The 20,933-nt window shown below is 45.1% G+C and carries 18 protein-coding genes; 8 read left to right on the forward strand and 10 right to left on the reverse strand.

The window, feature by feature from the left end:
* Positions 1–71: 71 nt before the first annotated feature.
* From B9G69_RS04455 to B9G69_RS04470, 4 genes are all read left to right on the forward strand, one after another.
* Positions 72–287, forward strand: coding sequence for a hypothetical protein (locus B9G69_RS04455; RefSeq protein WP_088616728.1), 216 nt, complete (start codon positions 72–74; stop codon positions 285–287).
* A 59-nt stretch (positions 288–346) separates the two neighbouring features.
* The gene (locus B9G69_RS04460) at positions 347–982 is read left to right on the forward strand and encodes a hypothetical protein (protein WP_088616727.1); all 636 of its coding nucleotides are present in this window, start codon (positions 347–349) and stop codon (positions 980–982) included.
* Entirely contained in the window at positions 982–1,341 is a 360-nt protein-coding gene (locus B9G69_RS04465) for a hypothetical protein (protein WP_088616726.1), read from the forward strand. The genes B9G69_RS04460 and B9G69_RS04465 overlap by 1 nt, the downstream gene beginning before the upstream one ends.
* 137 nt (positions 1,342–1,478) lie before the next feature.
* Entirely contained in the window at positions 1,479–1,913 is a 435-nt protein-coding gene (locus B9G69_RS04470; RefSeq protein ID WP_088616725.1) for a pseudoazurin, read from the forward strand.
* 66 nt (positions 1,914–1,979) lie between these two features.
* On the opposite strand, the gene B9G69_RS04475 is transcribed toward B9G69_RS04470, so the two are convergent.
* The 8 genes from B9G69_RS04475 to topA form a co-directional block, all read right to left on the reverse strand.
* Positions 1,980–2,372 (reverse strand): hypothetical protein, encoded by a 393-nt coding sequence (locus tag B9G69_RS04475; protein WP_265437977.1) that lies wholly within the window; start codon positions 2,370–2,372, stop codon positions 1,980–1,982.
* Positions 2,373–2,444: 72 nt separating this feature from the next.
* On the reverse strand, positions 2,445–3,275 hold the full coding sequence (locus B9G69_RS04480; protein ID WP_254917001.1) for a hypothetical protein: 831 nt from the start codon (positions 3,273–3,275) through the stop codon (positions 2,445–2,447).
* Positions 3,272–4,714 carry a hypothetical protein gene (locus B9G69_RS04485; RefSeq protein ID WP_265437978.1) on the reverse strand — a complete coding sequence of 481 codons (1,443 nt, stop codon included), beginning with the start codon at positions 4,712–4,714 and terminating at the stop codon, positions 3,272–3,274. Before B9G69_RS04485 ends, B9G69_RS04480 begins: the two co-directional genes overlap by 4 nt.
* 338 nt (positions 4,715–5,052) lie before the next feature.
* Positions 5,053–7,071: a S41 family peptidase gene (locus B9G69_RS04490; RefSeq protein WP_088616722.1), complete on the reverse strand. Its 2,019-nt coding sequence runs from the start codon at positions 7,069–7,071 to the stop codon at positions 5,053–5,055.
* 116 nt (positions 7,072–7,187) lie between these two features.
* Entirely contained in the window at positions 7,188–8,090 is a 903-nt protein-coding gene (locus B9G69_RS04495; RefSeq protein WP_088616721.1) for a hypothetical protein, read from the reverse strand.
* A 132-nt stretch (positions 8,091–8,222) separates the two neighbouring features.
* Positions 8,223–8,633 (reverse strand): hypothetical protein, encoded by a 411-nt coding sequence (locus tag B9G69_RS04500; RefSeq protein ID WP_088616720.1) that lies wholly within the window; start codon positions 8,631–8,633, stop codon positions 8,223–8,225.
* Positions 8,634–8,668: 35 nt separating this feature from the next.
* The gene (locus B9G69_RS04505; RefSeq protein ID WP_254917000.1) at positions 8,669–9,436 is read right to left on the reverse strand and encodes a DsbA family protein; all 768 of its coding nucleotides are present in this window, start codon (positions 9,434–9,436) and stop codon (positions 8,669–8,671) included.
* 69 nt (positions 9,437–9,505) lie between these two features.
* Positions 9,506–12,235, reverse strand: coding sequence for a type I DNA topoisomerase (topA, locus tag B9G69_RS04510; protein ID WP_088616719.1), 2,730 nt, complete (start codon positions 12,233–12,235; stop codon positions 9,506–9,508).
* A 123-nt stretch (positions 12,236–12,358) separates the two neighbouring features.
* On the opposite strand from topA, the gene B9G69_RS04515 reads away from it, so the two are divergent.
* Positions 12,359–13,135, forward strand: a complete 777-nt coding sequence (locus tag B9G69_RS04515) for an HAD family hydrolase (RefSeq protein WP_088616718.1) — start codon at positions 12,359–12,361, stop codon at positions 13,133–13,135.
* A gap of 116 nt (positions 13,136–13,251) precedes the next feature.
* Positions 13,252–13,611 (forward strand): hypothetical protein, encoded by a 360-nt coding sequence (locus B9G69_RS04520; protein WP_088616717.1) that lies wholly within the window; start codon positions 13,252–13,254, stop codon positions 13,609–13,611.
* A gap of 19 nt (positions 13,612–13,630) precedes the next feature.
* On the opposite strand, the gene B9G69_RS04525 is transcribed toward B9G69_RS04520, so the two are convergent.
* Together B9G69_RS04525 and B9G69_RS04530 are read right to left on the reverse strand one after the other, a co-directional pair.
* Complete coding sequence (locus B9G69_RS04525) at positions 13,631–14,974, reverse strand: TldD/PmbA family protein (RefSeq protein ID WP_088616716.1); 1,344 nt, start codon at positions 14,972–14,974, stop codon at positions 13,631–13,633.
* Positions 14,974–16,362 carry a TldD/PmbA family protein gene (locus tag B9G69_RS04530; RefSeq protein ID WP_265437979.1) on the reverse strand — a complete coding sequence of 463 codons (1,389 nt, stop codon included), beginning with the start codon at positions 16,360–16,362 and terminating at the stop codon, positions 14,974–14,976. Before B9G69_RS04530 ends, B9G69_RS04525 begins: the two co-directional genes overlap by 1 nt.
* 203 nt (positions 16,363–16,565) lie before the next feature.
* On the opposite strand from B9G69_RS04530, the gene B9G69_RS04535 reads away from it, so the two are divergent.
* Together B9G69_RS04535 and B9G69_RS04540 are read left to right on the forward strand one after the other, a co-directional pair.
* Entirely contained in the window at positions 16,566–17,447 is an 882-nt protein-coding gene (locus B9G69_RS04535; protein WP_217897731.1) for a hypothetical protein, read from the forward strand.
* Positions 17,448–17,491: 44 nt separating this feature from the next.
* Positions 17,492–20,926, forward strand: coding sequence for a zinc-dependent metalloprotease (locus B9G69_RS04540; RefSeq protein ID WP_088616713.1), 3,435 nt, complete (start codon positions 17,492–17,494; stop codon positions 20,924–20,926).
* Positions 20,927–20,933 lie beyond the last annotated feature (7 nt).

Consider the following 20,933-nt stretch of genomic DNA (forward strand, 5'->3'; position numbering starts at 1 on the left):
GACGCATCACAATGAGAACCTCAACATTGCGGCAACAATCTGCCGTCAGAATGAATATATTGGAGGACGTTATGGCTTACAGATATGAATCAAGTCAGACTTTCGAATCGATGGTTAATGGATCTGCAAAGCAGCTGAAAACTGCTGAAAAGAAGAGCATGCAGGAAATCACCAAGGCCATTTGGGATCTGGGAGTAAAAGCAGACAGTTATGCCCAAGCCAGCTCCCTGTGGTCCGCAAAGGCTTTTGCAGCTGTGATGAAAGCAAAACAGGTCTTTAGCAAGTAAATTAAGCCCGCCCGGCGCCTGCTCGTTGTCAACGCAATAGCAGGCGCTAAACTAAGTGTATGTCGCACACATATCCAACGTTAGTCCACGCACTTGAGATTCTTTGGGAGATTTTAAAAGTTTCTGGGATTTTTTTGGCGGTGGCATTCGTGCTTCATCACTTGTCTGGATTTCTGCGTTTGAAGCTTTCGGAAACTTTTGGACAACACGCTTTCAACTTAATTTTTGCTCCAGGTATTATGATTCATGAAATCAGTCATGCCGTCGCCGCCTTTTTATTTCTTCATCAAATCGAAGATATTAAGCTTTTTGATTGGAAAGCCAAAGATGGTTCGCACGGGCATGTGATCAGTCGTCCTCGCAACGTTCCTTGGCTTTTTAAAATTTGGATCAAGATGGGCGAGCTCTTTATTGGAATTGCTCCGCTGATTGTGGGGCCTCTGCTTTGCGCAGCTGTTTTTTACTACTTTATTCCTGGCGGAAAAACCTTTACTCACAATCCCCGCTTCATCAACTTTCCCTCGTTCTCGTGGTCGCTGATTGCCTGGTGGTATTTGGTTATCGCAGTGTTTTCACAAATGGAACTAAGTGATGCGGATCTTAAAGGGACATGGAAAGGCTATTTGTGGATTGTACTTACCACTTTCGCTGTAGCACTGATTTCTTTTAAACTTCGTCAAATGGTGCGGATCTGATGAACTCCCCCGTCGTATCAAAAAATGCAGAAGGAGCTTATTCGGTGAAGGCTCCGCTACGTGGGATTCGAAAATCCTGCAAATACATTTTCAGCAATATTTATCTGTATGTAGATAAAAACCCCGTTTATCAACCTCTGCAATTGTGGTCGGATGAGCAGGTCTTACAACATCAAGCCTTCGAAAAAGAACAAGGCTTTGAACTGACGGAGTTTAAAAACTTTGAAGACATCAAAGAGATGTCCTGTGATTTTAAGGAGTACGGAATCTGTGAAGTCACGGATGGTTCTTTACCGGATATGACCTATCATGTGTCGACGAAAGAGCACACTCTCACCTTCGATGTTAAAGAAAAATAGTTTCTCCACCTCCGTCTCATTTTCATTTGTGAGTGGTTTGGAAAATCAAATGAAAATGGGATGAAAGCCAATTATCCCAGCTTTTGTCCTCTGCATTTCTCAGTGTTAGTATCTCCGCAAAAAAGGAGATCTCAACAATGAAATCACTTCTGCTAAGTGCAGCTTTAACTCTTGCAACAAGCGTAAGCTTTGCGGCGACTCACACAGTAAAAATGTTGAACAACGGTAAAGAAGGCATCATGGTTTTCGAACCGGCATTCTTGAAAGCCAATAAAGGCGACGTTGTTAAATTCGTCCCTACAGATCCAGCACACGACGTTGCTTCCGTGTCTATTCCCAAAGGCGCCAAATCATTCAAAGGTGCAGTGGGAAAAGAAGTAACGACGACTTTGACTCACGAAGGAGTTTATCTTTATGAATGCTCAACCCACTTGCCAATGGCGATGATCGGTGTGATTCAAGTCGGGAAGCCAACGAACTTGGATGACGTGAAAAAAGCTGGCAAAGACATGGCTCCTAAGTTTGCAATGAACAAAGACCGCCTTGATAAATACTTAAACCAAGTAAAATAAGAAAATTATGAGGTACTTCGACGACAAGGCAGCGGATGCGTATGATATCCGCTCATGTCGAAGTACCTAACAACCCCACTCTCCGCAGTGGGATTCCCATTTTTCGGTTCGGCCTTTGCGTTTTTGAATAAAAGATCCACAATCGCCAATAAGAATAAATATTAAATGTGATCCGTCTTTCAGGACGTCCCCCGAATAGACCTGCGGGACGAATTCCGCTTCTTCTTCCTTCAAATTCGCGGAGTTTTCTTGTAGCAGGGTCTGATGTTCTTTATCCTTTTTATCCAACTTTTTAAAAAGGCCCTCATTGAAGATATTCTCCCCGAGCACCGCTATCGCGAAATCTTTCTTCTTCAACGAGAAACCAAAACCGCCCACATGAGTGTCACCAGCAATATTTATATCAAATACAAAGTCCAAATCTGAAATCTTATATGATTCAGTAACAGGTTGATTCAAATACTTAACATGAAGAACATCAGGTTTTCGCGTGCGTGACTATTTTTAGAAAAACTTTTCCAGATTTAGCCTCTAACGACTATTCGGAGTCAGTATCGTTTTAAGATACTTCTCAAGGTCCTTAGAATAGTACATCGGTGCGGTCGGATCAAAAATAGAATAAGCGACGACTTCGGCGAAGCATTCGAACTGATTGGTCATGGCATACAGTGTAGGAAAACCGTAACTGCGACCCAACTCGCGGTCTAAGGCATAGGCATCTGCAGTGCGCTTTTGTTTTACGAGATCCATCACCGTAGAAAACTGTGCTTTTACTTTTTCGGAATCCACGGACGAAATCACCGACTCTTTCCCGTTCCAAGTCCATCCTGCTGCTTGTTCAAATGCCTCCATGGAATAGGCATGGTTGGTGGCAATATCAAAATTGTGAATCAGCTCATGAAGCACATTGATCTGCTTGCGGTCTACTTTCGCATAGGGGTCCATGAATGGCGTGCCGGTAAAAAAGGAATCTGTAAAACCGATCACGTTCGTTACCGGATTCACCCATAAAAATGCTTTCTCGGCCGAGCGCACGAACTCCACACGACGGAACTGGGGGTTATTAAACCAGCGAGCAGAATACGAAACGCGATGAATTTTGGTGATTCCCGCTGCCTTGATCGTTTTTAGAATTCCTTCCAAGCGAGGATCATTGATTTTCGCAAGATAGGCACTCACGATGGCTTTTTCCTCTGGAGTCCAAGCCTTGAACTCCACAGAATCACAAAAACTTTGATGAGGAAATTTATCATTGCACTCGTAAGTATCCGAGAAAGCCATAATATCCAAAGCAGACAAAGAGGCCTCGGCCCCTAAGGAAAACAGAACTGCAAAGATACAGGTGAAGAACCGAATCATCATCTAAAAATCCCCGAACACATCGGTGCTCCAAAACCTGGTGCTTCCAATTGACGCTTAAACGCCTCGGCGCCCGCTTTTGCAAATCGCTCCTCTGCCAGGCTGCCGCTTTGCTCGACCAATGTAACACCTGTTTTAGCTTTCACTTCTTCAACCACGGATTCAATGACACGGGCACTGTCTTGATAGCTCATGATCTCTTTATAAGATACAACCTCGTCAGGAAAAATAATCAAAGCCGCGAGGTATTCTATTTCGCCCTGCAAGCCCGAACTCATATTCGGAAACAATCGGCGACTGTCCATACGAACCGCCAGAACACCACCACCCGCAGCAATAGAATTCTTTTTGAATTTAGGCGCGCCGACAAATCCAGAAGCCACTTGGGGATCAAGAGTGAATGAAATAAAATTAGAAGCTCTTGGGTCCGCCGAGTGATTCCAATACTGATCCGTTAGAAGTTTGGTCGGTTTGATGTCATCTTCAGATTGTTGACGATTCGTCGTCAGTGATCGTAATCGCCGAGTATAATTACCCTGATTTTTAGTCAGCACCGTAGATAGAAAACCGAGTTTTTCGGAGCCGTCCGCCAACTGCAGACGTTGCACTTTGTCCGTCTCATAATCGACACCGCGAATAGCGACAACCGTATTCTTCCAATCAGGATGACGGATAGCTTCGACCCACTGAGCCCATATTTTAGCTTCAAAAGGCTCCATCACATCAAACGGCAAATAGGCTTCAAGCATTTTTGCAACGCCGGCACGGTCGTTACGCACCACTAAATCGTTCAACTTCAATTCTTGCGCCTCAAGAGCATCTAAAATACCAGACTCCGAACGTGCCTTTTGAAGCTTCCGATCTTTCGCACGAACTTCCTTGGCTGCTTGATTAACCAATTTCTGGGTACGAGCTTTTTCTTCCTCGTAATGAGCGGTCAACGCGTCGACCTTAGCATCTAGGTTATCAGTTGCTGTCGCTAGGAACGACTTCGCAAATCTCACAGCATTTAAATTATAGGAAAAACGCAGGTCTTGATATTCGCGGTCAGCCATGGCAGCGCGACTTCCCATCGAGGCATTATATTGCAATTCCATGCGCCCATAACTAGCAGACAAATTCAAATACACAGTCTGCACATAAGCCATCGGACGAATCAAAAGTTCAGGCTGCGCCAAAGCCGCCGAATCATAACGAAGAATATAAGTAGGCCGAGAATTCTCCATCGCCATGACAACTTCAGCATGCTTCCCAGAAGGCAACGTCTCCACCTGCTCCAAACGCAAAGCCGCAGCATACTTATTAATATGAGAAGCAAAGGTAACCAGCCCGGCCTGGGCCTCCAAAGGCCCCGCAGAAGCCACAGCGCCAACAACAGTTACCATACCAATAACCGTCACCATCCTGCCAACAACCTGTGCAGCCCATAAAAGCCTACGCATACCTATTCCTTTACAGGGTCAACGCCCTATTCAAGGAACCAGAAAAGCAATCCCCATACCCGCCTTGAGCACGTCTCAAAATGAGACGTGCTCTCCCCAACAGCGAGAAAATGCCAAAAGCATTTTCCAGCCAGAAACCGTAGAAGGCGGCTCGTCAAAATGGGTCAGATGCAAGGCGGAGGAGCGACCCGCAGCGCAGGCGTACTCCATGTACGCTGGAGCGAGGACCGCGAACGACAACGCAGTCAGCTGGCACATTTTCACGACCCGTAAAAAAACGCAAAAAAGCCCGGTTTTATCCGGGCTTCAACAACAACTAACATGTCAAATCTAGCAGTTTACTTAGCGGCTTGTTTCGGAGTCGCTGGCAGCGCCTTACCGTCTTCAAGCTGAATTAGATCTAGGAGTACGTTTGTCGCCTCTTGGATATCTGCGCGCTTCAAATACTCTTCGTTCTTTTTCGCCTTGCTTGCTACTTTTTTGGCTTTCTCTTTTTTCTCTTTTTCGTTTTTATCTTTTAGCACTTCGCTCACACGGATCACTTTGCCGCGGGCTTTTGCTTTGTTCAACTCATCCACGATTTTCTTAAAGTCGTCAGATTTTGCAACACGTTCAGAAGATCTTTCGGACAATGTTTTCAACCAGTCTGATTTAACTTCTTTCCATGCGCTTGGACCTTCTTTAACGTAAGCGTCAGGCGAGATGAATGATTCAATTGTTTTCGGTGGCAAAGAGTAATCCATGTACTTCTCGCCGATATCGTCAGTCGAGAATGGACCCGGAAGAACCACATCGGCGTCAACACCTCTGTGCTGAGTCGATTTACCTGATGGAACAAAGAACATACCCACTGTAACTTTGATTGCGCCCAAGTTGTTTGGAATCGGCAATACAGATTGAACAGAACCTTTACCGTACGTGTGGTCACCACCAACGATTACGGCACGTTTATAATCTTGCAAAGTGCCAGACACGATCTCAGAAGCGGATGCCGAGATGCGACTTGTTAGGACAACAAGTGGACCATTCCAGTCAACCGTTGAATCCGTATCACGAAGAGCAGCTTCCGCGCGGCCTTCATTTTTAGACGACTGTTTTACCACGTTACCTGTTTGGAAAAACAAACCCGCGATTTTTACAGCGTCTTCAAGAGAACCACCACCGTTGTTGGAAAGATCCAACACCAAACCATCTGCTTTTTTCTCAACTGCTTCTTTAATCAGTTTTTTCATATCAGCTGCAGAAGATCTGCCACCGCGACGAGAATCCGCATAGAAGCTTGGGAAGTTCAAGATACCGATTTTTTTCTTTTTACCTTCGATTTCTTTATCTACGAAAGTCAAAGAAGCTGCTTCGTCTTCAAGATTTACTTTTTCACGAGTCAGCGTCACATCGAAACGTTTTTTACCGTCACCCGCTTTACGCAAGATCGTTAAACGAACTTTAGTTCCTTTGTCACCGCGGATTTTCTTAACAACATCTTTCAAATCTTGATCGATGACGTTTTCCATTTGGCCTTTTTCTTGACCAACTGCAATGATTTTATCTTGCGGTTCGATCAAACCAGATTTTGCAGCCGCACCACCTGGAACCAAAGCTTCAACAACAGTGAAGCCATCTTGAGAGGACAGTGTCGCACCGATACCTTCCAATGACAGACGCATTTGAATTTCGAAATCTTCCAGCACATCACGAGAGAAGAAGCTTGAGTGTGGATCCAAAGCTCTTGCAAAAGAATCAAGGTAACCGGACAACAAGTCGTCTTGGGTTGTTTCTTGAGTACGTTTAACTGCACGCTCGTAGTTTTTTTCTACGTTCTTTTTTGCTTCATCCAATTTCATATCAGTTGCCAGGTAGTTACCAATTTGGAACTGAATGTATTTTTTCAAATACTCATTGGCTTCGTCGTTATTTTTTGGCCATGGCTTTTTATCTGGATCGAAAGCAAATTCAGTTTTTTCATCAAACTTAAAATCTTTGCCCAGGTATTTTTTAGCGAAAGTCGCGCGATCATTCACTCTTTCAAGAACCAGCTTTTGAGCTTTATCTAAGAATGTGCAATCTCTGTTTTTTGTTTTTTCAAATACATTGGCCATGTCTTTTTTCACGGCGTCGACGTCAGCTTGAGTCAGGTAAATTTTAGAAGGATCCAAACGCTTTAAGTATTGTTCAATCACGCGGTTTGCAAGATCAGCATTACGATCAGAATATTTCACGTGGTTCGCCAAGAAACCTTGTTCGATCACGGAAACGTATCTGCACTCCAAACCGTCTTTCAATTGTGCGGCAGCAATAGACGAAACTGCGAGAGAACCCGCAACAACTAAACCCTTTAATCCCTTTGAGATTGAACTCATGATGGTCCTTCCTTGGCTCTCGGGCGAGAGCGTCCTAATCACTTAAGATTAGCAGGAATCTTTTCAAGAGCATTCAATTTGTGAGGCTGGTCAAAAATTTAGGACTGTAAGATGACTTAAGACTTACGTCGGTCGTCTTCAAAGAAGGAAAGTTGAGAGAGATCCTCCACTTTTTGTCCTTGAAGTCCCCCGGTTTTCACTTCGTGTTTAATGAAGTTCCCATGTTGGGTTTCGATCATAAAGAAGGACATCTCAGGAAACCTCGCCTTAAGTCGAGTCATCTCTTCGACGATCAACTCAATATTTTTAGGATCGTCGTCAGACATTCCAAAGCGATGATGGGCGTTATATCCATAGATCTCGATAGCTTTTTCGACACTTGCTCGGATAGCACGTTGTTTCAACTCGGCCGTGCCCTCTGTAAAGTTTGTGTCACCAAGCAAAGTGCGAGTGGGTTTATGGCTCACTGGGTAAAGACTTAGATAATTAGGCTCCAAAGGCAAAACTTTGTTCTTCACGAAAACTTTGATGCCCTCTTTCAACGTATCCGGATGATGACCACGTGCTGTGATCACGGAAAGAGGACGTTGATTAAATGTGGCGTGATAAAAACACTCCCAAGAAGGCCCCTTCCATTGAAAGTCCGGGAATCCAAGGGCTGCCGCCACGTCTTGAACAAAGACTTGGTTTTTACCCGCAAGCTTCTCCACTTCCGAAATATTATGATCACGGAAGTTTCTAAAGGTGCCTGTCACGTCACAAAAATCGATTTCAAAATCTCCATAAATACCACTTTTGCCAATTGTGGAATTATATTGGGCAAAGTCTCCACTGGAGATCGCCTGTTCAGCGCGGGTTTCTTTATGGAAAAGAACTAAAGGGGTCGTCAGAAAAGCAATGTTGTCGTCAAAGTCGAAAAAATAAAAACTACGGCCCCCCAGGTGAAAGTTTCTATCTTTCTCTGGTGTGCGATTTATTCCTAAATCGAGTTGGCCTTTTTTATTTTGATCTTCGCTCATTGAATACATTCCTCTTACGGGCTTCAAAATTTAGCAAATAATTCGCCAGCACGAAAGAGCCCTGCACTATTTTCTTTTTTGCATGGGGAATGACCACTAGTTAGACAGGGAAAAGGCCCTCGAGACCCAGGCCTATAGCTCCTCGAAGAATCCTTGTGCCTTTTTAGCGTCTTTAGACTCTCCCGTAGGAGATTTGTCTGTGCTCGGTGCCATCTGGTCCACGGGAACTTGAACTGGCAACTTAGCAGCATCTTTAGGCACCTCTTTAGGTGATTCCTTAGGGGTCACATCCTTACCCGTTGTCCCCCACTGCATACGACATTTTTTCAGAGCATCTTCCATGGAGCCCATGGAGGTTTGCTTAGCCGTGATGGCACAGTTAGCGACCTCGGGGTAATCGCCGGCACATAGCTTTTCAGCATCAGCCGATGACAACGACAGGGAGCGAGCACGAAGTGTCGTTACGCATTGCTGTTGTGACTGAACCTGCGCCCAAGCGAATAAAGGTGCTGCCGTAATAACTGCCAAAACCAGAGTTTTCATATTTTGCCTCGCGGACCTTTATCGTACCATGATGGTTATTTTGAATCCACCGTCGTCAGAGCGATAATCTTTTCAATCTCTTCCACAGGCTGCGCGCCATGCAAAGCCACCCCGTTAACCACTATAACCGGCGTTCCAGTGAATCCCATTTTCTCAAATTCAGACATGTCGGCATCAATGTTATAGCGGATGTCTTTAGACTCGATATCCTTTGCAACCTTTGCCATGTCGGCGCCGACTTTTTTAGCCATCTTGCGAAGGAAATCCACATCTTTCAAGTCACGTTGATTTTCGAAAACTAAATCATAAAACTTACGAGCTTTGGAGCGGTCCTGTTTGAAAACAGCCTCATAGTACAATGCCGCCGGCTGCGCCATCGGATGAAAATCCAATGGGAAGTGTTTGTAGTAAAACTGAATCTTACCACTGTACTGTTTGAAAATTTGATCTAAGGATTTGTGAGCCATTCGACAAGCTGGACATTGAAAGTCGGCATACTCGACGATTGTGATCTTAGCTGTTTTATCACCAAACAAACGACGAGACTCTTCGATCTTTGGTTTCAAAGGATTTACGATCTGCTCCTCTTGCTGTTTTTTAAGATCCGCCCTTTGCTTCTGTTGTGCATTCTGTTGAGCTTTGCGAGCGGCTTTATTTACCACTTCGACAAATTGCTCAGGATTTTCCTCGATCACATCAAAAACAGCCTTTGGATTCTTTTTCAAATATTCCGCAATCTGCGCATCTTTCGTCGCGCATGCACTCATAACCAAAAGCATCGTCAGAAGAACGATTCTCGTCATACAATTCCCCTTTTACCGTCCATCAACATTCCAAATGAAAAAGCCGCTGGGTCTCAGCGGCTTTTTTAATTATTTCTTTTTTCGTGTAACGACTTTCTTAACCCCGAGAGCTTGCGCTTTGTCCTTGGCGGACTCGGCACTTTTAAGGCTCTTTTTAGGAGCAGCAGCTTTCGTTTCTTTCGCAGCCTTTGCAGCTTTCGGTTTAGCAGCGGCCTTCGCCTTGCCTTTTCCCTTAGAGCCTTTTGCAGGGCCTTTCTCGTTGATCAAGCCCACGGCCTGTTCCAAAGTCACTGTCTCAACAGTGGTGCCCTCTGGTAACGAAGCATTGACCTTACCGCTTTTAATGTAAGGACCATAAGGACCATTGAAAACTTGAATCATGTCGCCCGATTCAGGATGCGCCCCCAGATCCCGCAAGGCCGCCGCTTTGCCGCGACCTTTCTTAGGTTGATTCAACATCTCCATCGCACGTTCGAAAGTAATATTCAAAACGCTTTCGCCTTTTGGAATCGAACGATAGTCGCCGTCATGAACAACGAATGGACCGAAGCGGCCCAAGCCTGCTTTAACGTCTTTACCCGTGCCTGGATGTTCACCCAAAGTTCTTGGCAAAGACAGCAAATCAAGAGCTGCTTGCAAATCTACTTGCTCAGGCTGCATGTTCGGTGGGAGTGATGCGCGTTTTGGTTTGTCGTTTTCAGGTGATACATCACCCAACTGAACGTACGGACCATAACGGCCGCTCAAGACATAAATTGGCTCGCCCGTTTTTGGATCTTTACCCAAAGCATCGGCACCATTGATTTTTTGATCGATCAATTTTTCTGCGATCTCCGGAGTGATATCCGCTGGCGATTCATTGTCTGGAACTGATGCGCTGACATCTTCGCCATCCCGCTGAGTCGTTAAGTAAGCTCCGTAACGGCCGACATGGAATTTATATTTATCCATGCCTTCCAAAGACATTGTACGAGCTTCGTCTGGATTGATTTTCTCTTCTTGGCTGTCAACCATAGCACGCAAACCTTTAGGGCCTTTGTACACCGATGCCAAATAGCTTTCCCAATCCAATTCACCGTCAGCAATATTATCCAGGCTTTGCTCCATTTCAGAAGTAAAGCCCAAGTCCACATACTGAGTCAGATAGCTGCTCAATAACTTGGAGACAATCATTGCCGTGAATGTCGGAATCAAGGCTGTGCCACCCTTACGAACATACCCGCGATCGATGATGGTACCAATTACAGATGCGTAGGTGGAAGGACGACCGATGCCTTCTTTCTCCATCGTTTGTACAAGGCTTGCCTCGGTATAACGAGCTGGAGGTTTTGTTTCATGAGAAGTCGGATCTAATTTTGTGCACTTTACAGAGTCTTTGACCTTAAGTGCTGGCAAACGCACTTCACGTTCTGCCAAGTCCGCTTCAGGATCATCAGAACCCTCAACATAGGCACGTAAGAAACCTGGGAATTCGATCGTCATACCAGAGGCACCAAAGATCGCATCACCCACCGTGATTTTTGCGCTGACTTGTTTTTGACGAGCATCAACCATTTGCGATGCAATCGTACGTTTCCAAATCAAATCGTAAAGTTTGAATTGATGACCTGTCAGACCTGTTTCATCCGGGTCCTGGAACTGGTTACCCGCTGGGCGAATCGCCTCATGGGCTTCCTGTGCACCTTTAACTTTTTTAGCAGCATAAGTTCGCGGCTGTGGAGTTAGATACTCTTTACCATATTTGGAACTGATACATTCGCGAGATGCACTGATCGCTTCATTAGACAAGAACGTAGAGTCCGTACGCATATAGGTGATGAAACCTTGTTCGTACAATTTTTGAGCGACCTGCATCGTTTCACGGGCTGACAAGCCCAATTTACGATTCGATTCTTGTTGCAAGCTAGAAGTGATGAATGGCGCAGCTGGTTTTCTAAATGTCGGTTTTTCTTCAACATCAGAAACAATCCATGGACCTGATTTCAAATCAGCTGACAACTTTGCAGCATCTTTTTCTCCAAGAACCAAAACATCTTTACCGGCAGTCAACTGACCTGTCAGACCATCAAAGTCTTTACCAGTCGCCACGCGCTGTTGTTTGTACTGCTGCAGACGCGATTCGAAGTTTACGCCATCTTTCGATAGCTCTGCCAATACACCCCAGTAAGCAGATTTTTTAAATCGGATGCGCTCTTGCTCACGCTCGACGATCAAACGCACAGCCACGGATTGCACCCGACCCGCTGATAACCCGTAAGCGACTTTCTTCCACAAAAGTGGGGAAATCGTATATCCCACCAAACGGTCCAACACGCGACGAGCTTCCTGCGCACGTACCAAGTTAAAGTCGATCTCACGCGTGTCTTTCAATGCCTTCTGGATCGCATCTTTCGTGATCTCATGAAACACCATGCGTTTTGTTGGAACTTTTGGTTTTAGAACTTCAAGCAAATGCCAGCTGATAGACTCCCCTTCGCGGTCTTCATCGGTCGCGAGGTAAAGCTCTGAGGCTTCGTCGAGTTTATCTTTAAGATTCTTAACAACTTTAGTTTTGTCTTTCGGAATGCAGTAAAGAGGTTCAAAGTTTTTATCAACGTTGACCCCGAGCTGTGCCCATTTTTCTTTTTTTACTTTTTCAGGGATGTCTTTTGCGGATTGAGGCAAGTCGCGGATATGTCCCATACAAGACTCAACAACGTAGTCTCTGCCTAGAAACTTACGAATTGTTTTTGCCTTGGTTGGAGACTCCACGATGACGAGTTTGATTCCGTCGGATGCCGCGTCAGTTTTTTTGGCCATGTACCCAGCCCTTCATCCGGCTTGTAACCGGGATATAATATATAGACAAAACATGAATGCTGAACTCCTATTAGGCAAGTCTGAATTTTGACAACCAGTACCAAAAGCAGATACCTTGTGAGCATGAAACCAATTTCTGACTTTGCAACTTCCCTCAAGTTTTTACTCACAGATATCGATGACACCCTGACTGATGAAGGTCTTTTGGGAGCAGAAGCTTACGAAGCCATGTGGGCCCTGTACCATGCGGGAATCAAAGTGATCCCAGTAACGGGTCGTCCCGCTGGATGGTGCGAGATGATCGCGCGTGTGTGGCCCGTCAGTGGGATCGTTGGAGAAAACGGTGGTTTCTATTTTCGCTATCACGGAAAGAAAATGCATCGCCATTTCTTTTTTGACGAACAAACTCAAGCCACGAATCGTGCAAAACTCAATCAACTAGAAACAGAAATTCTAAAAAAAGTTCCGGGGTGTGAACTAGCGAGTGATCAGTTCTGCCGATTGATGGATCTGGCTATCGATTTTTGCGAAGATGTTCCGGCTCTGCCAAAATCCGAGGTACAAAAAATCGTGGATATTTTCGTGGCCCACGGTGCTCAAGCGAAGGTCAGCTCCATTCATGTAAATGGTTGGTTTGGTGATTACAACAAACTGTCTATGTCTCTTAAATTTCTGCAACACGAGTTCGGTGTCTCAGCTGAAGACGCTAAAAAAGTTTGCGGTTTTAGCGGAGACTCTCCCAATGACGAACCCATGTTTCAATATTTTCCCCATAGTTTTGCCGTTGCAAACATCCAACACTTTGTTGATCAAATTAAAGCAAAGCCCACATATGTAGCATCCCAGCGCGGCGGTATGGGGTTCACAGAGATTGCCAGTGTCATTCTGAAAAACAAATAATTTTAAAGGCTAACTAAGACGGATGTTCACAACACGAAATGGATTTTCCCAGTCCAAGGTCTAAAGCCGCAGCTCCTTCCACCCGATAAAGACTTCGTTGGAGAAAGGAGTTTTCCATGGTCAGCGCACAGGCACGTCAATATATCGCTAACAAATTGGAAGAACAAGCCAAACAAAACTGGCTCTTTAATCACTTAAAATTCGAAGGCGAAGTAAGTACCGACGGCAAGAACCGCGTGTACGGTTTCGCTTATGTTCAAATCACCTTAAATACCAAGGGTGAGCTTTGGATTGAAAGTCCTAAGTATCAAAACTATATCGGAGCCGATAGTTATCAGTCCGCGAAAGAAGCCGTGGATTTGCTCTACGATCAACTGAGGTATATCGATGAAAATTACGAGCGACTGCAAAGCTCCCCTGAAATCTGGGCTAAGAAGGGTCTCTTCTCGCGTATCAAGGGCCGCTTCGCTTCTTAAAGATAGTGTTTGCTGGCGGTTATCCGCCAGCAAAGCTCATTGATTTAATTAAAACATCTGGCGCAATCAGGCTGCGACCTGGGCGACCGTAAGTGTCACCTAATTCCACAATGTCACGCAAAACATCCAATACATTTCCTGAAACCACGAATTGATCGACGGGCCCTAGGCATTTGCCGTTTTCATACAAAAAGCCCTCTGCTGGCATTGATAAATCCCCTGTGGAATCTTTGAAGCCGGCGTGCAATCCACCGGTAAATTTTGTGATGTGCACTGTTTGTCCTGGGTTTAAAGTCAAAAGCTCCTGTTGTGTTTTAGACCCCTTAGACACAACCAAATTCGTCGGACCAATTCCCATCGGAGAACTCGGGCCGCGAGCAGCGTGAGCCGTATGTGGTAAGTTCATACGCTGAGCGTACTCTAAGTTCGTCAGGAAGTTTTTCAACACACCATTTTCAAACAAAACGGTTTTTTGCGAAGGCGCACCCTCTGCATCAAATGGTCGGACCGCTGTCCCATGAAGTTCAAAGGGATCGTCAATAAGAGTGAACTTGTCGCTGGCGACTTTTTCTCCCACTTTTCCTTTAAGCAAAGACTTACCTTCATGCACTTCTTTAGCAGACAAATAGGAAAGTAACATTGCAAGCACAGTCGGAAATACTTTACGATCAAGAACCACCGGATAGTTTCCAGTTTTAAGCTTTGTCGCCCCCAGGTATTTAACGCCGTTGTTAACGCCCTCCCGAGCCACTTCATCAATATTGATTTCTGCAAATGAGCGAACAAAGAATCCTTCGCCCCCCATTTTTGAAGTTTCCCCTTCTTTAACTAAAGGAGCCGCACTTCCCGTGTAATAACTTTGTCTAAACTCTTGATCAACGCCTTCAGAGTTCAAAATTCTTGAAAAAGAGGAACCCTGTGAAAAACCAGAGTAAGGCACCGATTGAACACGAGGATCCAAACCTAAGCACTTTTCTTCAAGGGCTTTCGCCACTTCCATTTTTTTATCCATTTCAATCTCTTCGGGATTGAACAGATTCATCGCCTTGAAAGGTTGGGGTTTCATCATAGGAATCTCGAAACTTTCTGCGCTTTGTACGGTTTTAGCATTATTCAATGCTTCGCTGTAAGTGCGAAGCAACGCTTCTAGCGACAGATTTTCTGTATAGGCGTAACCTTGGGCCGCACCTTTTAAGACACGCAGTCCCGCCATTTGCGTTTGCGTGGATTCAAAATCCTTCAAGGCCTTTTTTTGATAACCCAACTCCAGGCTCTCTCCGCCAGAAATTAGCATTTCAACTTTAACGCCATCTTGTTTGGCTTGAGCCAAGATCTTTTGAAAGTTCTCTTTGATAGTATCCATTATCCAGCTCTCCCACCAACCATCAGACTTGAAACTAGAATCTGCGGCTGTCCCACAGCTGCGGGGATAGAACCGCTGACGGAACCACACATGCCAGTCGCCAATTTTAGCTCATTAGAAACTTTGGTGATCTTACCCAATGTATCGATACCGCGACCGATCAGGCAGGCACCTTTCACCATCTCTTCGATTCGACCGTTTCTGATAATATAAGCTTCGCGTACTTGGAAGTTATAGTCACCCGTACCAGGATTCACCGAACCCCCGCCCATGTTTTTAGCGTAAAGACCGTAATCCACATCGCGGATCATGTCTTCAAAGGAATCCTTACCCGCATCAATAAACGTATTTCTCATACGAGAAGCCGGTGCGTATTTGTACGACTGACGACGACCACTGCCCGTCACATCATACCCCGTTTGACGCGCACCCATTTCATCCACGATATAGGATTTCAAGACACCATTTTCAATCAGCGTCGTACGTTTGGTTTTATTACCTTCATCGTCGATATTCAAAGAGCCCCACCCATTTTTGATGGTTCCATCATCGATTGCCGTCACACATTCATTGGCAATCTTCTGGCCCATCTTACCGCAGAACACAGAGGAATCTTTTGCCACAGCCGTGGTCTCAAGACCGTGACCGCAAGCCTCGTGGAATAAAACTCCCCCGAAGGAATTATCAATCACCACAGGCATTTCACCCGCTGGCGCAAACTTGGCTGTTGTCAGTCCCATGGCGCGGTCTACGTTTTCGTGAGCAAAACTTTGCAGGTTCAAACCATCATAAAGCTCTGAAGTTCCCATGTGCCCATAACGTTCGCTAGAGCTTTCTTTCACGCCATTATTTTCAACAAAGACTTCCATATTCAAGCGACTGTATGCGCGCTCATCATAGGCCATCAAACCGCGTGAGTTTGCGATCTGCACTTTCTGAAATTTTTCATTCAAAGCCGCTTCAACTTGTGTGACTGCTGAATTTCGGGCACGCGCATGTTGATCTAAAGAGTTCATCCAAGCAAACTTGCGGTCGCGATTCATCTCCCATGGTTTATCCCCATAAGTGTGAATCGAATCGAAGGGCACTTGCATTAAAGGCATCGCCTTTTTAGCTTCGCCGGTGCCGCGGCTCTTCGCCGCATTCAATGCAGCCTTCACCAAGCCCTGCTCAGTTAAATCATTTGTAGTCACATAGACAATCTCGTGGCCAAAGAACAAGCGAATCCCAGCTCCGTAAAGCTGGCCGACAATGGCCTGATCTGCTTTAGAGCTCAAAATAGAAAGGTTCGAAGAGTACGTGTCTTCGACAAAGATATCTGCGAAATCCGCCCCCGTAGAGAGTGCGGCGTCCAGTGCTTTAGTTAAAATATGAGGTTGAATGATCATGAATGCCCCCTGAAGAAATATCCTATCTCAATTTGAGACACAGCAAAAGACCTGACCAAACTATTAACAGCTCGCTGCGTGGAATGTCATGAACATGGCACCAGTGCGCTATATCCGTTTAAATGCGGTCTTAACTCCTTTTTAATGGCCTACCCCTTGCTCATATAGAACTTAGAGATGGGTTCTGATTTTAAAAACCCATCGTGGAGTCTATGGTGAACAGCTTTACGGGCCTTAAATATATGAGAAGTGCAATCCGAGGGTTAACAATCCTTGCTGCCCTTTCTTTTGTGGCTCCTGCGTTCGCAGCGAACCCATCGACTTCCACAATGAAACCTAAGGCTCCTGTTGCTCCGAAAGCGCCAGAGTCGCCATGGACATTCGTATTTAATCTTGAAACTGCCAGCAACATGATGAAAGACGAAATGAACGGCCGCGAAGCCCAAACTGCGTTGGAAGCAGTCATGGTCTATAAGTTTAATAAAATCACAAGCCTTAAGATTTCTACTGCGCTCTACAAAGACCATACAGGTCCGCAAGATGCTGGTTTCGATAATTCTACAATTGGTTTAGGTTTTACAACTCCACTAGCTACTAATATCGATTGGAAAAATTCAATCACAGCGATCTTACCAACAAATCGCAAAGCTCAAGACCAATCTTCCTTGCAAGGTACGGCGGCACTGGCCTCGACCCTTGTTTATAAAAATCTGTTCTGGGGAAGTTCAGCAACAACTGGTATTTCAGTGGCGCGCAACTTCCACGAATACAATATGACAGCCGATGGTGGTTACAACATTCGCAATACTGCGGCAGCAACAGTGGGATACACCTTGCCCCTGTTTGGGAACTTTGCTTTAGACACTCTATTTAAATATACAGAGGCATGGCTTTATAACGACGACAACCGCATGAAGTTTCTTTTCAGCGCGGACTTATCTTATGAATTTACACCTCATTTTTCAGCTTATATTGGCACTTCCAACGAGGGAAGCGCATTGAAACCAAACGGAGTTGACTCCAATATCGAGATTTTCAATGACACGAGTTCAGTCATTAAAGCCGGTATTACCTTGAGCATTTAATTTTAAGTTTTTAGTTTTTGAGAGTTTTTGAAGAGGAGAGAGACATGAAGAGCAACATTCGACGCAAAATTCCAGTTACTGGTGCATTGCTGCTCGCAATTTCCAGCGTGATGATTTCTTGTACGAAAGAAGTTCCGTACAAGCAGGTCTACAAAGAAAACGTTGAAACTAAAGCCGCTCTTTCTCCGGACGACGAATACTTATTCGTAGCATCCTCTGACTTGTCTGGGGCTGACGACGCCGGTGTGGCCTCGGCTCAACCTTACTGGCAAGGTCAGGAAAAAATCGTCAAGTTCCGCTTTACTGAAAACACTCTTCAAGTTCTTCAAGTGAACGAAGAATCCAAATTGGCGAAAGACAACACTTTGAACGACAAAGTTTTGATGGAAATTCCAATCAAAAACGTTGAATACCGTTGCTCTGAAGACCGCTACGGCAAATGTACCAACAAAGAAGAAGAAAACAGCGAATTGAACTGGTCTAAAAAAACCAAGTTCATCCCTGACTTTAACGGGATGAAAACTACAGGTTTTTCTTTGCTGCCAGTCGAGATGCAACAGCTCTATGGCATGTCTTGCTACACTGAGACATCGTCACGATTCTTAAGCTACGAACTTAAAGATGATTCTTTGAACATCCAAGTCGAGAAATCCTTCCGGGGCAATCCAGAGTGCTTGGGTAGTGCCATGTACTCCGTAAACAGCGTGGACGACTTGCAAAGCCAAATCATTTATCACTACTCTTTCAATAAATTGAGCAAAGTAACTTCGCCAGGTTACAAAGCAATCAACTATCCATTGAAAGACCAGAACACTTTCGGTTTCTTTACTTCAGAAAACCGCAAGTACGATGTTGATTTCAACCGCTCTTTGAAAAATCAAAAGGAGTGGATGAACCGTTGGAACCCAGAAAGAAAAGAAATCGTTTACTTCCTTTCTGACAATTTCGACAAACCACAATACAAATCAATTAAAGAAGCGACTCAAGTTGCCTTCGATCGCGTGAATGAGGGCTTAAAAGCCGCAGGTCTTGAAACTCGTTTGGTTCTTAAAGATCCTGCTCACAAACAGGTCGGCGACACTCGTAACAGCATGATCGTGATGGTGGAAGACCCAGTTGCGGGTGGTCCATTGGGTTACGGTCCTACAGTTGCAAATCCTCGCACAGGGGAAATCATCAGTGGCCGTGTGGCTATGTATTACGGTAACTTCGTACAAGGTGTTCGTTACACTTACGACGAAGTGGTACGCGAACTTTCCCACATCGAAGAAACTGAATCTCAGGGTTCTGGTACGAATGCAGCTGCTCAAGCAAAAGCGGCGCCTTCTGAGGCTATGAAAAACAAGATCGCGACTGATAAGTACGCGAAATGGGCATTGACTCAACAAACAGGTTACAAAATCGCGAACTCTTACGTGAAGTCTAAATCTGCGGGCACAGCAATGACGCCGAATAAGCTTCACAACGTGGTGAAAGAGCACAGCAACCTTTCGGCACTTTCACGCAAACAAATCCGTGAGGTTGTTGCGAACACAAATGCTGGTAAATCGCGATATAAAACACAAACAACACTTATGGCAGCTGCTGACGCCGATGAAGGCGTGACTCAAAAAGATGCTTCCAAAGTGGTGGACGCGCTTTCCGTTATGTCTAAGTACTGCAACTATCCGTCAGAGTTATTCCCCTTCAGCGAATACATTAAGACAGCTCTTCAGGGTAAACTTGGTAAAAAACTAAAACTTTGGAACGATCTTTCCGAAGATGAGCGTGCTCAAGTGATCGCGATCGTTATGCCAGAGATCTGGGTTCCAACATTAGTGCACGAGTTAGGTCACAACTTGGGTCTTCGTCATAACTTCCAAGGTTCTGAAGACCGTATGAACTTCTACACTCAAGGTGAATTGGCTAAGATGGGCGTTAAACACGAAATCCCATACAGCTCTGTCATGGATTATGGTTACAGCGAACTGAACCTTCTTCCGACGCTGGGTAAATACGATATCGCAGCATTGCGCTTCGGTTATAAACGTGTCGTACAAACTGAAAATGGTGGTTCTGTTGAAATTCCAGAAACTTTGGAAAAACTAACTACTGATAAAAAGGAGTTGGCGCTTCGCGATTTCTCATACTGCTCTGATGAAGGTGTTGATGCCAACCCGGGCTGCAAACGCTTTGACAAAGGTACGAACTACACTGAAATCGTTCAGTATTTGATAAAAGCTTATGATGATTCTTATGCGACTCGTAACTTCCGTAATGGCCGCGAGAATTTCTCTAAAGTTCAAACTGGTGGTTACTACAGCGGTAATATGTCTCGCTTCCAGTACATCCGTAACTTCTTTGAGACGTACTCTAACCTTAAAAACCGTTTCGGTTTGACGGATGATTCTCCAGAGTGGGAAACAATCCCGTGGTTGAAAGACTTAAAACAAGCGACTTTAATCTCGGGCCGCTTCTTCGTAAGAGTTCTGCAAACTCCAGAAGTCATGTGTGCTTACGCGATGAAAGAAGAACCTAACAAGATCGTTGATGTAACAATGCTTAGAAACCTAAGTGCTGATGCGATAAGCTGTGCTGACGTCGAGCAAACAGACAAAGTGATCCTGGTTGCGCAAGCTGGTAAGTTCTTTAACGATCAAAAAGATCCTAAAACGCAAACGAACTACGCCGACCAAATCGACGTGCGCGGTATCGGTCCGGATAAGTTGGCAGCGGCGCAAGCTTTGTTTGCTCGCAGCACTTACGGTACTAACAACCACGAAGACAACTATATGGACGTTAAAGACCTATCTACGGAAATCGCTTCCGCAGTAACAGGGATCTTGTTTGACCAAAACACAAGCAAGATCACTTTCCGTGATAACTTGAACCAACCAATCTTTGACGCTGACTGGAGCTACCAATTATTCATCACTCCAGACATGGTTAAACGTGGTATTCAAACTCACTGGTTCGAAGTGCCACTTGTTGATTCAGCGGCTCGTCGCATGGGCTTGCCAAATCATAAAGTCAGCTTCCAACAAATGTTGTTGAATACAATTCAAAGACGTATGGGTTCTTCACAAACTCACCATACGGAAGACAAAGCATTCGTTGATCAGTTCCGTGTGAACCGTATCGCAAAAACTTCTGTGATCAACAGCGATGCGAACGCAACAACTGTAGACAACGGGACATTCAAAGCCGTCGCTTTGACCGAAAACGCTCTGGCTCAAAACGCCATGGTGACTATGAAAAAGAACGAGCTTTTGACGAAACTGCCGGGCAAAGATTTGGAAGGTCTTTTGGTTGAAAGAAACAGACCAGCCAACATTCCGCGCTCGACAAACCACGAGCCTGTAGTAGCAGCAGCCACTTCACCTGAATATGCTGGCATCTCTGCTAACGACATTAAAATGTTCAAAGCAGGCTCATTGCCATCGAATGATAAACTGATGTACTTGTTAACGATCCTGCCTGGCGCGGATGACACAAAGTAATTTTTTG

The organism is Bdellovibrio sp. SKB1291214 (genome assembly GCF_002209355.2).
GTDB lineage: Bacteria > Bdellovibrionota > Bdellovibrionia > Bdellovibrionales > Bdellovibrionaceae > Bdellovibrio.

Coding starts and splice junctions, on each gene's coding strand:
- B9G69_RS04455 (WP_088616728.1), top strand. CDS start 72: ATGGCTTACAGATATGAATCAAGTCAGACTTTCGAATCGATGGTTAAT.
- B9G69_RS04460 (WP_088616727.1), top strand. CDS start 347: ATGTCGCACACATATCCAACGTTAGTCCACGCACTTGAGATTCTTTGG.
- B9G69_RS04465 (WP_088616726.1), top strand. CDS start 982: ATGAACTCCCCCGTCGTATCAAAAAATGCAGAAGGAGCTTATTCGGTG.
- B9G69_RS04470 (WP_088616725.1), top strand. CDS start 1,479: ATGAAATCACTTCTGCTAAGTGCAGCTTTAACTCTTGCAACAAGCGTA.
- B9G69_RS04480 (WP_254917001.1), bottom strand. CDS start 3,275: ATGATGATTCGGTTCTTCACCTGTATCTTTGCAGTTCTGTTTTCCTTA.
- B9G69_RS04485 (WP_265437978.1), bottom strand. CDS start 4,714: ATGCGTAGGCTTTTATGGGCTGCACAGGTTGTTGGCAGGATGGTGACG.
- B9G69_RS04490 (WP_088616722.1), bottom strand. CDS start 7,071: ATGAGTTCAATCTCAAAGGGATTAAAGGGTTTAGTTGTTGCGGGTTCT.
- B9G69_RS04495 (WP_088616721.1), bottom strand. CDS start 8,090: ATGAGCGAAGATCAAAATAAAAAAGGCCAACTCGATTTAGGAATAAAT.
- B9G69_RS04500 (WP_088616720.1), bottom strand. CDS start 8,633: ATGAAAACTCTGGTTTTGGCAGTTATTACGGCAGCACCTTTATTCGCT.
- B9G69_RS04505 (WP_254917000.1), bottom strand. CDS start 9,436: ATGACGAGAATCGTTCTTCTGACGATGCTTTTGGTTATGAGTGCATGC.
- topA (WP_088616719.1), bottom strand. CDS start 12,235: ATGGCCAAAAAAACTGACGCGGCATCCGACGGAATCAAACTCGTCATC.
- B9G69_RS04515 (WP_088616718.1), top strand. CDS start 12,359: ATGAAACCAATTTCTGACTTTGCAACTTCCCTCAAGTTTTTACTCACA.
- B9G69_RS04520 (WP_088616717.1), top strand. CDS start 13,252: ATGGTCAGCGCACAGGCACGTCAATATATCGCTAACAAATTGGAAGAA.
- B9G69_RS04525 (WP_088616716.1), bottom strand. CDS start 14,974: ATGGATACTATCAAAGAGAACTTTCAAAAGATCTTGGCTCAAGCCAAA.
- B9G69_RS04530 (WP_265437979.1), bottom strand. CDS start 16,362: ATGATCATTCAACCTCATATTTTAACTAAAGCACTGGACGCCGCACTC.
- B9G69_RS04540 (WP_088616713.1), top strand. CDS start 17,492: ATGAAGAGCAACATTCGACGCAAAATTCCAGTTACTGGTGCATTGCTG.